We start from the raw sequence: 14,639 nt of genomic DNA on the forward strand, positions 1-14,639 counted from the left end.
GGCAAGCGGCCCGATCGCCATGCCATCAGGGCCTGTGCCGAACGGCTGCCCTCGCTCAGCGTGAGCCACGACCCTGTGCCCGGCGATTCCCCCCATCCCGAGGCGCTGTGGCCCGGTCAGCTCCACTGGATCGAGCTGCTGCGCGACGGATTGACCTTCGATCTCAGCGGCCTTGTTCCCGGACGAGCCGCGCCTTTCCCCGATCTTGCCCACCGCTTCGACCTGCCTGCCATGCCCGTGTCCGAGGCGTGTGAGGCCGTGGTGCTGCGCCCCGGTCCGCATCTCGCGGCAGGTGGCAACAGCCAGCCGGTGATGCGCGGGCTGCTAGCCGTCGCCTGCGACCTCGTCCGCCAATTCGAGGATTGCATCGCCATTGTCTGGGGCCCCGCCGGCACCGCGATCGGCCCGCGATTCTTCGAATCCGTCGTCAGCGCCTGGCTCGACGGCGGGCCTTTCCCGGCGCTCGGGCTCACCGCCTTCGTCGAGGCACCCGATGGAGCGCTCGAGAGTATCGGCCTCGGCTTCTGGATCGGGCAGGAACTGCGCATCGAACCCCCGCTCAGCGCCGACCGGATTGCCGCCACCCGGCTTGGCATCAGGCTGGTCAACCACCTCGTCATCACCGGCGCGCCGGCCGAGGACGACCGCATCATCGCACCCGACGGCACGCGCCTCGTCCTGCGCCCCTCACGCAGCCGCGGGGTGATCAGCGTCTGGCGGGAATGAGATGGGGCGCCGGGATCACGCCGCCAGCCATGCGATCATCGCCTTCCGCTCGGTCAATGCGCCGGGCGCGGCGGGATACGACCCCGGCCTCCAGCGCCATCACCTGCTGCCCCGCCAGCTCCTTTCGCAGCGCTGCTTCGGCCGGATGTTCGGCGAGGTCGGCCGCTCGCGGGTCGGCTTCGACGACTTCCGCCGCAACGGCCTGCTGCTTCCGGCGAGCGAGGCGGCGGCGATGCGCAGCGGGATGCCGCTCCACCGCGGGCCGCACCGGCGCTACAACGAGGTGGTGATCGCCCGCGTCGGCCGGATCGAGTCGCGCTGGTCGGCGGCGCGCGGGGCGAACGAGGAAGCGGCGCTGGTCGAGGCGCTGATGCGCCTGCACCTGCTGCAATCGGCGCTCCGGCGGCAATTGCCGGCGCAGCGCCGGCGGGTCGTGCTCAACCGCAAGGACCCGCTCGGCACCGGCTTCGACTTCACCGAGCTCGATGCGATGGCCGAGCTGCTCTGGGCGGCCGAATAGGCGCTATTCGGCGGCCTCCGCCATCGCGCCCCACGATGAATAGCCCGAATTGGCGAGCAGTTGCGCCTTGGCGGCGTGATATTCGCGCTCGAGCCGGGCGACGAGGTCTTCGACGGTGCCCACTTCCTTGATCGTGCCGATCCCCTGGCCCGAACCCCAGATGTCCTTCCACGCCTTGGCCTTGGTGTTGCCGCCGCTGCCGAAGTTCATCTTGCTGGGATCGCTCTCGGGCAGGTTGTCGGGATCGAGCCCGGCCGCCTCGATCGACGAGCGCAGATAGTTGCCGTGCACCCCGGTGAAGAGGTTGGTGTAGACGATCCCTTCCGAGGAGCCTTCGACGATGCCGTTCTTGTAACCCTCGGTCGCGTTCGCCTCCTTGGTGGCGATGAAGGCGCTGCCGGCATAGGCGAAGTCGGCGCGCAGGGCCTGGGCGGCGAGGATCGTCGCCCCGTGCGCAACCGAGCCCGACAGGGCGACGAGGCCGTCGAACCACTCGCGGATTTCCTGCATCAGCGCGAAGGGCGAGAGCGCGCCCGCGTGCCCGCCGGCGCCGGCCGCCACGGGGATGAGGCCGGTCGCACCCTTCTCGATCGCCTTCTGCGCGAAGCGGTTGTTGATCACGTCGTGCATCGTGATCCCGCCCCAGTTCTTCACCGCCTGATAGACCTCCTCTCGCGCGCCGAGCGAGGTGATGACCATCGGAACTTGCCACTTCTCGCAGGTCGCCATGTCGGCCTCGATGCGGTCGTTGGTCTTGTGGACGATCTGGTTGACGGCGTAGGGCGCGGCCGGACGGTCGGGGTGCGCGCGGTTGTGGGCGGCGAGCTCCTCGGTGATCTGGTGGAGCCACTCGTCGAGCTGCGACTGCGGCCGCGCGTTCAGGGCAGGGAAGCTGCCGATGATCCCCGCCTTGCACTGCGCGATTACCAGTTCGGGGCCGGAGACGATGAACAGCGGCGATCCGATCAGCGGCAGGCGCAGGCGATCGAAGGGGGCGGGAAGGGGCATCGGTTTCTCCTCAAAACGCTTTTGCGATCAACCCGCGTCTCTAGCGCCGGTTCCGGACCTGCCAAGCGTGATTTTGATGGTGACGCAGCGTCAACCGAGCAGGTCTTCGATCCCGTAGAAGCGCGCGGCGGTGCCCGCGAACAGCGCCGCCTTCTCCTCGGGGCTGGCGCTGCGGGTGAGGCGCTTGAAGGCGTTCCACAGCACCGCGTAATCCGCGCCCCAGTAATCGACCGGGTAATTGCTTTCGAACATCGCGCGCGACGGGCCGAAGGCCTCGATGCAGGTTTCGACATAGGGTCGCCACAGCGCCGCGAGATGTTCCGAGCCGTGGCCGGCGGCGGGGCCATCCTCGGGCAGGGCGCAGAACGCCATGGCGAGGCCACCGAGCTTGACCACCACGTTCTCGCAACGGGCGAGTTCCTTAATGTTATGGCGCCAGGTGTCGAAGCGTTCGTGCAGCTTGCCCTTGTAGGCGGCCACCCCCAGCGGCGTGCCGCAGTGGTCGAGGCAGATCGGCTGATCGGGGAAGGCGCGGGCGAGGTCGATCAGGTCGGGCAGCTGCGGTTCGAGCAGCCAGGCATCGAAGGTGAGGCCGCGCTTGCCGAGCTCGGCGAAGCCCTCGCGGAAGGTGGTGTCGCGATAGAGGCCTTCGGGATGGTGGAACGGCGGGCCAAGGACCTCGGGATCGGCATCCCAGGCGGCGGCATGGCGGATGCCCCGGAACCGTCCGGGCGCGGCGGCGGCGAGCGCATCGAGCACCTCGCCCGCGCCGCTCCCCAGCATAAGGTTGGCATGGCCCACGATTGCGGCGCAGTAGCGCGCCGGGCCATAGAGCCCGCTCGCCGATTGCGCCGCGACGCCGTTCACGTATTCGACCTCGCCGACCGGCTTCAGCGCCTCGCCATAGGCCCCGTTGTAGAAGGCGCCGCATTCCATGAAGATCGTGCCGACGATGTTGTGCCCGCTGCCGGCAATATGCGCGTGGAGCTGGTCGAAGGTGTAGTGGGCATTGTCGACCAGCGCGGCGATGAAATGGTGGTGCGGCGCCGGGAACATCGGCAGCATCGGCCTCAAGTCCCATAGGTGGTGGTGGGGGTCGATGATCGGCAGTTCGGGTTCGATGATCGCTTCGGTCATTCGTCCGGTCTCTTTCTAGTCAACTGTTCGTGCATAGAGGTGCCAGGTCGCGTGGCCCAGCACCGGCAGCGCCACCATCAGGCCGAGAAAGCCGGGCAGCATTGCCACGAACAGGAGCGCCGCGATCAGCGCGGCCCAGCCGAGCATCACCGGGAAGTTGCGGCGCACCGCCGAAAGGCTGGCGATGATCGCGGTGAGGAAGTCGTGCCTGCGGTCGACCAGCAGCGGCAGGCTGATGACGGTCATGGCGTAGAAGGCGAAGGCCATCGCCCCGCCGACCGCGCTTCCCACCGCCAGCATCGTCAGGCCCGAGGGCGTGAGCAGCGCCGCGAGCGGATCGCGCCCCATCCCGCTCTCGCCGACGAACACCGCGAAGATCGCGTGCGCGACGATCATCCAGAAGGAGAAGGCGACGAAGACGATCACCCCCATCGAGAGGATCTGGTCGTCGCCGTGGCCCTTGAGGGCGCCGAGCACCGCACGCCACGTGAGCGCCTCGCCCGCCGCACGGCGGCGGCTTGCCTCGTAGAGCCCGACCGCGATGAAAGGGGCGACCAGCGGGAAGCCGGCGATGGCGGGGATCAGCCAGGTAAGATTGCCGCCGGCGATCGTCGCCCAGCCGATCGCGAGACCGGCGAGCACATATACCCCTCCGAAGAACAGCCCGAAGCGCGGCATGGCGACAAAGTCGCGCCAGCCTGCGGCAAGGGCAGCCGCCAGATCGCTCCAGGCGAGATCGTCCGCGACCTTCGGGGTCGGCGGGGTCGGCGGCACGGCAAGACCGGTGGTTTGCGTTTGCATGCGTGGGCTCTCCCTCCCTCGGAGGCGAACCTGCGCGCAAATCGGGGCCTGCGCAAGGGGCGGCCGGGCTCAGGCGGGGGCGGAAGCCACAGCCGTGTTCGCCGCCGAGAGCACCGCGCGCACGCTGGCCGTTGCGATGTCCTCGTCGATGCCGCAGCCCCAGATGGTCCGCCCTTGGGGATCGCGGCATTCGAGATAGGCCGCCGCCCGCGCATCCGTGCCTGCGCCGAGCGCGTGTTCGGTGTAGTCGACGACTTCGAGCTCCACGCCGAAGGCCTCGCGCAGGGTGCCCATGACGCTCGAGATGAGGCCGTTGCCGCGCCCGGAGACGCTGCGCTCCTGCCCGTCGACCGCGATGGTCCCGGCGAAGATTCGCGTGCCGTCGGCGGCGCGGCTTTCCTCGTAACGCACCAGCTGGAAGTGCTTGGGGTGGATCTTGACGTGGTAGGCGCGGCGGAAGGCGTCCCAGATGTCGGCGGCGTTCAGTTCGCGGCCCAGTTCGTCGGCCATGCGCTGGACGTGCTTCGAGAAATCGGCCTGCATCTTCTTGGGGAGTTTCAGCCCCTGGTCCTTCTCCAGCACCCAGGCAAAGCCGCCCTTGCCAGATTGCGAATTGACCCGGATCACCGCTTCGTAAGAGCGCCCGAGATCGGCCGGATCGATGGGCAGGTAGGGCACGCGCCAGAGCTCGTCGTTCTGCGTCTCGCGCGCCTCGAAGCCCTTCTTGATCGCGTCCTGGTGGCTGCCGCTGAAGGCGGTGTAGACCAGTTCCCCGCCATAGGGGTGGCGCTGATGGACGGGGAGGTCGTTGCAATAGGTGACCGTCTCGATCACCCGATCGATGTCCGAGAAGTCCAGTTTCGGATCAACCCCTTGCGTGTAGAGGTTCAGCGCCATCGTCACGAGGCAGCAATTGCCGGTGCGCTCGCCATTGCCGAACAGGCAGCCTTCCACGCGGTCGGCGCCCGCCATCAGGCCCAGCTCCGCCGCCGCCACGCCGGTGCCGCGGTCGTTGTGGGTGTGGAGCGAGATCACCGCGCTATCGCGGTTCGGCAGGTGGCGGGCGAAATACTCGATCTGGTCGGCGTAAATATTGGGCGTCGCTGCCTCGACCGTGGCGGGCAGGTTGAGGATGATCGGGTGTTCGGGGTTGGGCTGGAGCACTTCCATCACCGCCGCGCAGACCTCGATCGAGAAATCGAGTTCGGCGGTGGAGAAGGTCTCCGGCGAATACTGGAAGTGCCAGTCGGTGCCTGGATAGCGTGCGGCCTCGTCGCGCATCACCTTCGCGCCGGCGACGGCGATGGCCTTCACTTCCTCACGGCTCATGCGGAAGACGATGTCGCGCCAGGCAGGGCTGACGGCGTTGTAGAGGTGGACGATCGCCGCCCTCGCGCCTTCGAGGCTGGCGAAGGAGGTGCGGATCAGGTCCTCGCGGCTTTGCGTGAGGACCTGCACGATCACGTCATCGGGGATGGCATCCGACTGCACGAGGCCGGAGATGAAGTCGAACTCGGTCGCGCCTGCGCTGGGGAATCCGATCTCGATTTCCTTGAGGCCGATCTCGACCAGCAGGTCGAAGAAGCGGCGCTTCTTCACCGCGTCCATGGGATCGATGATGGACTGGTTGCCGTCGCGCAGGTCGGTCGAGAGCCAGCGCGGCGCGCGCTCGATCAGCTTTGAGGGCCACTGGCGGTTCGGCAGGTCGATCTGCCCGAACGGGCGATACTTGGCGGAAGGCTCTTTGAGCATGGGCATGAAATGTGGCTCGTCGCGAGAAGGAAGGGGGGAAGCTGCGGGTTACCCTTGGGAGCGGGCCGCCCGCGTTCCTCGCGCGCGGCTGCCTACGCCCAAGGGCGCATAAGTCGAAGCAGCGAAAGTCCGTGTCCCGTCATGGGGGCTCTCATTGCCGATTATTGCGCGGTGCGCAAGCCGGGAATGGCCCCGATTTCAGCCGCAGCGCGCATCGCGGATGATGTTCTGCGCATCGAGCATGATCGACAGGCGCGGATTGGTGGGATCGGGGTTGACGAAGCCCCCGCTGCCATAGGCGACGAAACGCAGGTTGTCGGTGCGACCGAGCAGCCTGGCGATCTCGGCGCGGGTCGCCTGGTCGGCGAGCTTTCCGATGAAGGGCCCCATCAGCGGCGCCCCACAGGTCCTGGAGGCCGGATCGGTCAGCGTCCCGCGCGCGAAAGGTCCGGGGGCGGCGCCGGGAAGCGGCTCGGCGATCTGGGGTGTGGCGGTTGCGGCAGGCGCAGGCGTCGCGACCGGCGTCGCCTCGCCTGCGCCGATGCGCGCGGCGAAGCTTTCGGCATCGTTGCCGGACTGCGCGGGTTCGCTGCCGCAGGCGGCGAGAGTGAGGCAGAGGGCGGGTAGGGCGAAGGCGAGGGCGCGCGCGGCAGTGGTCATGGATCGGTCCCCGGATTGGCGTGCGCACGCAAAAGCGCGCCTTGCGTTACCGGATTATGACAAGGCGCGCTTTAGTTGCGCCTGCGGATGCGGTCGGACGTCAGCTGTTCGAGCCGCGTCACCCCCATCAGCCGCATGCCCCGCTCGATTTCGTCCCTGAGGATGCCGAGCGCGCGCTCGACCCCGTCCTGCCCTGCCGCTGCGAGCGCATAGAGATAGAGCCGCCCGCCCGATGCCGCCGTCGCCCCGCTGCATAACGCCTTCAGGACATGGGTGCCGCGCCGGATGCCACCATCGCAAATGATCTCGATCCGTCCGCCGACCGCATCGACGATCTCTGGTAGCTGGTCGAAGGGGGCGCGGCTCCCGTCAAGTTGCCGCCCGCCGTGGTTCGAGATCATGATCGCATCGGCGCCGATCTCCACAGCCCGGCGCGCGTCGCCCGCGCTCATCACGCCTTTCAGGACGAAGGTGCCGCCCCAGTCCTGCCGGATCTTGGCGGCGGTATCCCAGTCCATCGCGGTGTCGAGCATGGTGTTGAAATATTCGGCGATGCTCACCGCCTTGCCGGTGCCCTCGGCGACGTGGGTGTCGAGATTGGGCAGGCGGAACTTCTCGCGTAGCACGTAGTCGAGCGTCCACTTGGGCCGGGTCGCATAGCTCCACACCGCGCGTGGGGTGAAGCGCGGCGGGGTGGTGAAGCCGCTGCGCAGGCACCGCTCGCGCTTGCCCGAGACGATGGTGTCGACCGTCAGCGCCAGCGCGTCGAACTGCGCCGCCTGGCAACGCTGGATCATGCTCGCGTTCAGCCCCTTGTCCTTGTGGACGTAGAGCTGGAACAGCTTGGGTCCGCTGGTGAGCGCGGCGATTTCCTCGATGCTGCGCGTGGCGAGGCTGGAGATGCCGAACCACAGGCCGAACCTCTCCGCCGCCTTCGCCACCGCCGTCTCCCCCTGCCAGTGGAAGGCGCGCTGGACGGCGGTGGGCGAGAGCATCAGGGGCAGCGCTGACCTTCGACCGAGGATGGTGCAGGAGGTGTCGATCGTCTCGACCCCCGCCAGCACGTCGGGCACCAGATCGACCCCCGCGAAGGCGGCGGTGTTGCGCGCCTTGGTCAGCTCGTCGTCCGCCGCTCCGTCGATGTAGTCGAACACGGGAAAGGGCAGCCGCGCGCGCGCGAGCTTCCGGAAATCGTCGATGTTGTGGCAGTCGGCAAGGCGCATCTGAGGGCAGTCTTGAAGCAGCCGCTTCGGCAAGTCGAACATTTTGTTGAGGGCCTGTCACCAATGGCAGCGAGCACGCGAAAGACCAGGGCAGGCAAGGCCGATATCCGGGCCTTGCCCCAAAGCAAGGACACCCCCGATGAAAACTGCCCGCCTGATATTCGCGCTCGCCGCTTTCGCCGCACCGCTCGTGCTCGCCACCCCCGCAGCTGCCGAGGGCGGGGTCTATGTCGCCAGTGCCCGCGAGAAGATCGCGGTCGGCGGCTACGACACCGTCAGCTACTTCCGCGGCAATGGCGCGCCGGTGAAGGGCAGTGCGAAGTTCAAAGTGACGTGGAAGGGCGCCGAATGGCACTTCGCCAGCGCCGCGAACGCTGCCGCCTTCAAGGACAACCCTGCCGCCTTCGCGCCGCAATACGGCGGGCACTGCGCCTGGGCGATTGCGCAGGGCTATCTCGCGCCGGGCGATCCGACCGCCTACGACATCGTCGGCGGCAAGCTCTACCTCAACTACGATCAGGGCATTCGCGCCAAGTGGCGCCAGGACATCTCGGGCTTCATCGCCAAGGGCGGGCCCAACTGGGCCAAGATCCCGGCGGGCAAGACCTATGGCGGATCGTCCTGGTTCGGATTCTGACCGGCCTCGCGCCGGGTGGCTGGCGGGCTCAGCCCTTTGCGGCCCGCCAGTCGCCTATGGCGCCTACTGCTTTTCGAAAGCGACGCTGATGTCGAGCTCCACCTCGTCGCTGACGAAGGGAATGCCGTAATTCACACCGAAGTCCGAGCGCTTGATCTCGGTCTCGGCCTCGAAGCCGACGGTTTCCTTCTTGTTCATCGGGTTGACACCGGCGCCGGTGAACTCCGCCTCGAAGGTGACGGGCTTGGTGACGCCGTTCAGCGTGAGATTGCCGGTGATCGTCGCCTTCGTCGCGTCCTTGGAATCGACCGTGACGGCGGTGGAGACGAAGCGTGCGGGCGCGGGGGCCGGGCCAAAGAAATCGGGCGCGCCGCCGTCCTTGCCGGCGCGCAGCAGGTGCTCGGTCAGGCCCTTGCTGGCAGTGGTGACGCTTGCAACCGGGATCGTCACGTCGACCTTGGCGGCACCGGGGTTCGCCGGATCGAGCACCAGCGTGCCCGCAACGTCGCCGAAGATGCCGTAATAGTCGTTAAACCCGAAATGGTTGACTTCCCACCCGATCAGCGAGTGCGCCGGATCGGCGGCATAGGTCCCGGCGGTGACGCGGGAGGGGTCCTTGGCGCCGGGCACCTGCGGTGCGCTTTGCGCGAAAAGGACGGGGGCAGCGGTGATCGCGCCAGTGACGCCGATGGCGGTCGCGGCGAGGGCAAGGACGAAACGGTTCATCGGGCAGGGTCTCCTGTAGGTGCAGGGGACCAATACCCGACGCCTCGCGATGGTTCCACAGCCCGCCGCAAGGGGCGGGCGGAGGAAATCTTTCCCGCCTAGTTCTTGGCCTTGTCCACCAGCTTGTTGGCGGCGATCCACGGCATCATGGCGCGCAGCTTTTCGCCGGTCTGCTCGATCGGATGGGCGGCGGCCATCTTGCGCGCGGCCTTGAGTTCGGGCTGGCCGGCGCGGTTGTCGAGCACGAAGTTCTTCACGAAGCGTCCCGACTGGATGTCGGCCAGCACGCGCTTCATCTCGGCCTTGGTCTCGGCGGTGATGATGCGCGGACCGGTGGTAATGTCGCCGTATTCGGCGGTGTTCGAGATCGAGTAGCGCATGTTGGCGATGCCGCCTTCATAGAGCAGGTCGACGATCAGCTTGGTTTCGTGGAGGCACTCGAAATAGGCCATTTCGGGCGCGTAGCCGGCCTCGACCAGCGTTTCGAACCCGGCCTGAATCAGGTGGGTGATCCCGCCGCAAAGCACCGCCTGCTCGCCGAACAGATCGGTCTCGCATTCCTCGCGGAAATTCGTCTCGATGATGCCCGAGCGCCCGCCGCCGACGGCGCTGGCATAGGCCAGCGCCACGTCATGCGCCGAGCCCGATGCATCTTGGTGCACGGCGATAAGGCAGGGCACGCCGCCGCCCTTCACGTATTCCGAACGCACGGTGTGGCCCGGGCCCTTGGGGGCGATCATGATGACGTCGATATCGGCAGGCGCCTCGATCAGGCCGAAGTGGATGTTGAGCCCGTGTGCGAAGGCGAGCGCGGCGCCCGGCTTCATGTGGCCCTTGAGGTCGTTCTCCCAGATCGCGGCCTGATGCTCGTCGGGCGCGAGGATCATGATGATGTCGGCCCACTGCGCGGCCGCCGTGTTCGAGAGCACCTTGAAGCCCGCCGCTTCCGCCTTCCTGGCGGTGGCCGAACCTTCGCGCAGGGCGATGGCGACTTCGGCAACGCCGCTGTCCCGCAGGTTCTGCGCATGGGCATGGCCCTGCGAGCCGTAGCCGACGATGGCGACCTTCTTGGGCTTGATCAGGTTCAGATCGGCGTCGGCGTCGTAATAGACTTTCATCACTATTCTCTCTTGTGAATTGTATTCGTTGAATTTTTTCAGGCAGGCTGCGCCCCGCGCATCATGCCGACGATCCCGGTGCGGCCGACCTCGACCAGCCCCAGCTCGCGCATGAGGGCGATGAAACTGTCGACCTTGTCGGGCGGGCCGGTGATCTCGAAGATGAAGCTTTCGGTGGTGGTGTCGACCGGCCGGGCGCGGAAGATGTCGGCGAGACGCAGCGCCTCGACCCGCTTCTCGCCCGTTCCGGTAACCTTGATGAGCGCGAGCTCACGCTCCACGTGCGGACCGGCGGTGGTGAGGTCGGTAACCTTGTGCACCGGCACCAGCCGTTCGAGCTGCGCCTCGATCTGGTCGATCACCTGCGGCGGACCCTTGGTGACGATAGTGATGCGGCTGACCGCGTGGTCCTCGGTGATGTCGGCCACGGTGAGGCTGTCGATGTTGTAGCCGCGCGCGGTGAACAGGCCGGTTATCTTGGCGAGGATCCCCGGCTCGTTGTCGACGGTGACGGCGAGCACGTGGCGCTCGGAGGCCGCTTCGGCAATCTTCATGGGCATGGGTTTGTCCTCAGACCAGCGCCTTGGCTTCGTCGTCCATCGTGCCGTCGACCTTGTCGCCGTAGAGCAGCATCTCGGTGTGCGCGGCGCCTGAAGGGATCATCGGCAGGCAGTTCGCATCCTGCGCGACGAGGCAATCGACGATCACCGGGCCGGGATGGTCGAGCATCCGCATGATGCCGTCGTCCAGATCGCGCTCCTCGGTGATGCGGATGCCCTTCCAGCCATAGGCCTCGGCGAGCTTCACGAAATCCGGAAGGCTGTCCGAATAGGAGTTCGAATAGCGGCTTTCATAGGTCAGCTCCTGCCACTGGCGGACCATGCCCATGTATTCGTTGTTCAAGATGAAAATCTTGACCGGCAGGCGATACTGGCTCGCGGTGCCGAGTTCCTGGATGTTCATCTGGATCGAGGCCTCACCCGCGATGTCGATCACCAGCGCGTCGGGGTGGCCGAGCTGCGCGCCGATCGCTGCCGGAAGGCCATAGCCCATCGTGCCGAGCCCGCCCGAGGTGAGCCACTTGTTCGGGTCCTCGAAGCCGAAATACTGCGCCGCCCACATCTGGTGCTGGCCGACCTCGGTGGTGATGATCGGACTGCGCTTGTGGGTGAGGGCATGGAGCCGCTCCACCGCCTTCTGCGGCATGATCATGCCCGGGTTCTTGGTCGAGCGTTCCGGATAGGCGAGGCATTCGCGCGCGCGCCATCCGGCGATCCGCGCCTTCCATTCGCCGAGGTTCCTCGGCTGCCTTGTGCCCCAGGCCTCGATCAGTTGCGCGAGCACCGTGCCGCAGTCGCCGACGATCCCGAGATCGACGGGGACCGTCTTGTTGATCGAGGAGCGGTCGATGTCGATGTGGATCTTCTTCGAATTCGGCGAAAACGCATCCAGCCGACCGGTCACCCGGTCATCGAACCGCGCGCCGATGCAGACCATCACGTCGCACTGGTTCATCGCCATGTTGGCTTCGTAGGTGCCGTGCATCCCGAGCATCCCGAGCCAGTCGGGGTGCCGCGAGGGGAAGGCGCCGAGGCCCATCAGGGTCGAGGTGACGGGGGCGCCGGTCATGTCCTGGAACTGCCGCAGCAGGCGGCTCGCCTCGGGGCCGGAATTTATCACGCCGCCGCCGGTGTAAAGGATCGGCCGCTCGGCCCCCGCGATCATCTCGATGGCCTCGATGATCTGCTCCGCCGGGGCGACGGTCTGGGGCGCGTAGCGGTGCGATCCGGGGCGCACCAGAGCGCGGCGCTCGGACGGGACGGCGATCTGGACGTTCTTGGGGATGTCGATCACGACCGGGCCGGGCCTGCCGGTGGTGGCGATCAGGAAGGCCTCCCTGATCGTCGCGGCAAGATCGGCCGGGTCCTTCACGAGGTAATTGTGCTTGGTGCAGTGGCGGGTGATGCCGATGGTGTCGGCTTCCTGGAAGGCGTCGGTGCCGATCAGCGCGGTCGGCACCTGTCCGGTGATGACCACCATCGGGATCGAGTCCATCCAAGCATCGGCAATTCCGGTGATGGCGTTGGTCGCGCCGGGGCCGGAGGTGACGAGCACCACGCCCGGCTTGCCGGTGGCGCGCGCGTAGCCTTCGGCGGCATGGGCCGCGCCTGCCTCGTGGCGGACGAGGATGTGGCGGATGCGCTCGTCGCCGAACAGCTCGTCATAGATCGGCAAAACCGCGCCGCCGGGATAGCCGAAGACGAATTCCACGCCTTGTTCGATCAGGCTCTGCACGAGGATCGCCGCACCGCTCATGGCGGCGGGATTGTCCGAGGGGGCAGGGGCCGGCTGACCGGGCACGGGGAACTCCATCATTGCGGGCGTCGATAAGAAAACCGGCCCGACGCAGGGGGGTGCGCATCGGGCCGAGTGACACCGCCGCTAAATATCATAATCTGATAAGTCAACACCTATTTGCGCAATAATGATGCGAAAGCTGCCTCGATGTCGATATTTTCAGACTCCCAATCGGGATGCACGCGCGGCCAGTCCGCTGGCGGTTGGCGGCGGAACCAGGTGAACTGGCGCTTGGCGTAGTTGCGGGTCGCCTGGGCACCCGAGGCGATAACCTCGTCGGCCTCGATCTCGCCGGCGAGCCAGGCGGCGATCTCCGGCACGCCGATGGCGCGCATCACCGGAAGCTCGGGATCCAGCCCGCGCGCGAGCAGCGTCTCGACCTCGGCTATTGCGCCCTGATCCAGCATCGCCTCGAACCGTGCGTCGCAGCGGTCGTAGACCCATTGGCGCTCCGGCTCGACGATCAGGGGATGGAGCGTCACCTCCTCGGCGATCCCGCCCGCTTTGGCGAGCTGCCAGTCGCCGAGCGTCACGCCGGTCGAACGCTTGACCTCGAGCGCGCGGGCGATGCGCTGGCTGTCGCCGGGGTCGAGCATCGCGGCGCGTTCGGGATCCTCGATCTGGAGCAGTTTCCAGGCGTCAGCTTCGTCCATCGCCCGCACCTGCGCGCGCACGGCCGGGTCGATCTCGGGTATGGGGGCGATGCCCTCGAGCAGCACCTTGAGGTAAAGGCCCGTACCTCCCACGAGGATCGGCACCGCGCCGGCCGCATGAAGATCGGCGATCTCGGCCTTGGCGCGGTTCGCCCAGGCTGCGGCTGAGCAGGCCTCGCTGCCGTCCCACGCGCCGAACAACCGGTGCTCGATGCCCTCCATCTCGTCCTCGGAGGGACGCGCGGAGAGGATCTTCAGGTCCGCATAGACCTGCGCACTGTCGGCATTGACGATCACCGCCTGCCTGCCATCGGCGGCGAGACGATGGGCGAGGGCGAGCGCGATCGCGCTCTTGCCGCTGGCGGTCGGCCCTGCGATGAGCGCGAGCGGATTTTCAGGAGTGACAGGGATGCTCATTGCGCGGCTGATAGCAGAGACAAGTGAATGTGAAACGCGTCTCGATGCGCTGTCGCGCGCGCTGGCCGGGGCCGGGGCGCCGCTGGCGGCTGCGGCAATGCCCGCACGCGAGGACGAGGTGCTCGAACTCCATATCGAGGATGGCGATCCGGCGGCGGTGTTGGCGGCGATCGACGCCACCTTCACGCCCCCCGCCATGCTGGTCGCGCGAGATGCCATCGAAGTGCCCGCGCTGTTCGTCTCCGACATGGATTCGACCATGATCGGGCAGGAATGCATCGACGAGCTGGCCGATTATGCCGGGATCAAGCCGCAGATCGCGGAGATCACCGAGCGCGCGATGCAGGGAGAGCTCGACTTCGAGGCCGCCCTGCGCGAACGCGTGGCGCTGCTGGCGGGGCTCGATGAGAGCGCGATCCACGCCTGCCTCGCCGAGCGCATCACCGCCACGCCGGGCGCGAAGACGCTGGTGGCGACGCTCGCGGCGCTGGGCACGCGCACCGTGCTGGTGACGGGCGGCTTCCACCATTTCGCCGATCCGGTCGCCGAGATGCTCGGCTTCCACCGGGTGGTCGGCAACCGGCTCGGGGTCGAGGGTGGGAAGCTCACCGGCGGGCTTGTCGGGCCGATCACCGACTCCGCGGTCAAGGCGGCGGTGCTCGCCGAGGAGGCGTCCGTTTTGGGCGAGGGCGTCCACAGCCTTGCCACGGGCGACGGCGCGAACGACATCCCGATGATCGAGGCGGCGACCTACGGCTTTGCCTATCGCGCCAAGCCCAAGGCGCGGGCCGTGGCCAATGGCCGGGTCGACGCGTGCGATCTGACTGCGGTGCTGACGTTGCTCGGCGTTCCGCGCGTGGAGTGGCGCGAGGCTTGAAGGCGCTGCGCGCGGGGAAGCGCACA

General features: G+C 67.4%; 15 protein-coding genes. 4 read left to right on the forward strand and 11 right to left on the reverse strand.

Translation table 11 applies throughout. From position 1 onward, the window contains the following. Positions 1–60: 60 nt before the first annotated feature. Entirely contained in the window at positions 61–726 is a 666-nt protein-coding gene (locus CBR61_RS09935; RefSeq protein WP_157696558.1) for a hypothetical protein, read from the forward strand. Position 727: 1 nt separating this feature from the next. Next, positions 728–1,246 (forward strand): AHH domain-containing protein, encoded by a 519-nt coding sequence (locus CBR61_RS09940; RefSeq protein ID WP_088914209.1) that lies wholly within the window; start codon positions 728–730, stop codon positions 1,244–1,246. Positions 1,247–1,249: 3 nt separating this feature from the next. Here the strand turns inward: CBR61_RS09940 and CBR61_RS09945 are convergent, their stop codons facing one another. The 6 genes from CBR61_RS09945 to CBR61_RS09970 form a co-directional block, all read right to left on the reverse strand. After that, positions 1,250–2,254, reverse strand: a complete 1,005-nt coding sequence (locus CBR61_RS09945) for an NAD(P)H-dependent flavin oxidoreductase (RefSeq protein WP_088914210.1) — start codon at positions 2,252–2,254, stop codon at positions 1,250–1,252. Positions 2,255–2,344: 90 nt separating this feature from the next. Further along, a complete protein-coding gene (locus tag CBR61_RS09950) occupies positions 2,345–3,391 on the reverse strand; it encodes an amidohydrolase family protein (protein ID WP_088914211.1) in 1,047 nt (348 codons plus the stop codon). Positions 3,392–3,406: 15 nt separating this feature from the next. Next, positions 3,407–4,192, reverse strand: a complete 786-nt coding sequence (locus CBR61_RS09955) for a DUF2189 domain-containing protein (protein ID WP_088914212.1) — start codon at positions 4,190–4,192, stop codon at positions 3,407–3,409. A gap of 69 nt (positions 4,193–4,261) precedes the next feature. After that, positions 4,262–5,950 (reverse strand): 2-isopropylmalate synthase, encoded by a 1,689-nt coding sequence (leuA, locus tag CBR61_RS09960; protein WP_088914213.1) that lies wholly within the window; start codon positions 5,948–5,950, stop codon positions 4,262–4,264. A 192-nt stretch (positions 5,951–6,142) separates the two neighbouring features. Beyond that, positions 6,143–6,604, reverse strand: a complete 462-nt coding sequence (locus CBR61_RS09965; RefSeq protein WP_088914214.1) for a hypothetical protein — start codon at positions 6,602–6,604, stop codon at positions 6,143–6,145. A gap of 71 nt (positions 6,605–6,675) precedes the next feature. Further along, positions 6,676–7,827, reverse strand: a complete 1,152-nt coding sequence (locus tag CBR61_RS09970; RefSeq protein ID WP_088914215.1) for an alpha-hydroxy acid oxidase — start codon at positions 7,825–7,827, stop codon at positions 6,676–6,678. Between the two features lie 139 nt (positions 7,828–7,966). Between CBR61_RS09970 and CBR61_RS09975 the strand changes: the two genes are divergently transcribed. Next, positions 7,967–8,464 (forward strand): YHS domain-containing (seleno)protein, encoded by a 498-nt coding sequence (locus CBR61_RS09975; protein ID WP_088914216.1) that lies wholly within the window; start codon positions 7,967–7,969, stop codon positions 8,462–8,464. Between the two features lie 63 nt (positions 8,465–8,527). Here the strand turns inward: CBR61_RS09975 and CBR61_RS09980 are convergent, their stop codons facing one another. From CBR61_RS09980 to miaA, 5 genes are all read right to left on the reverse strand, one after another. Then, positions 8,528–9,190 carry a YceI family protein gene (locus CBR61_RS09980; RefSeq protein WP_088914217.1) on the reverse strand — a complete coding sequence of 221 codons (663 nt, stop codon included), beginning with the start codon at positions 9,188–9,190 and terminating at the stop codon, positions 8,528–8,530. A 98-nt stretch (positions 9,191–9,288) separates the two neighbouring features. After that, complete coding sequence (gene ilvC, locus CBR61_RS09985; RefSeq protein ID WP_088914218.1) at positions 9,289–10,308, reverse strand: ketol-acid reductoisomerase; 1,020 nt, start codon at positions 10,306–10,308, stop codon at positions 9,289–9,291. A 38-nt stretch (positions 10,309–10,346) separates the two neighbouring features. After that, positions 10,347–10,862, reverse strand: a complete 516-nt coding sequence (ilvN, locus tag CBR61_RS09990; protein WP_088914219.1) for an acetolactate synthase small subunit — start codon at positions 10,860–10,862, stop codon at positions 10,347–10,349. Between the two features lie 16 nt (positions 10,863–10,878). After that, a complete protein-coding gene (gene ilvB, locus CBR61_RS09995) occupies positions 10,879–12,624 on the reverse strand; it encodes a biosynthetic-type acetolactate synthase large subunit (RefSeq protein ID WP_088915567.1) in 1,746 nt (581 codons plus the stop codon). Between the two features lie 155 nt (positions 12,625–12,779). Continuing rightward, a complete protein-coding gene (miaA, locus tag CBR61_RS10000; protein ID WP_088914220.1) occupies positions 12,780–13,736 on the reverse strand; it encodes a tRNA (adenosine(37)-N6)-dimethylallyltransferase MiaA in 957 nt (318 codons plus the stop codon). Here miaA and serB point away from each other — a divergent pair. Then, entirely contained in the window at positions 13,729–14,613 is an 885-nt protein-coding gene (serB, locus tag CBR61_RS10005) for a phosphoserine phosphatase SerB (RefSeq protein ID WP_088915568.1), read from the forward strand. The two genes, miaA and serB, sit on opposite strands and share 8 nt — an antisense overlap. Positions 14,614–14,639: the final 26 nt, after the last annotated feature.

The sequence above is a fragment of the Porphyrobacter sp. CACIAM 03H1 genome, assembly GCF_002215495.1.
Lineage (GTDB): Bacteria > Pseudomonadota > Alphaproteobacteria > Sphingomonadales > Sphingomonadaceae > Erythrobacter.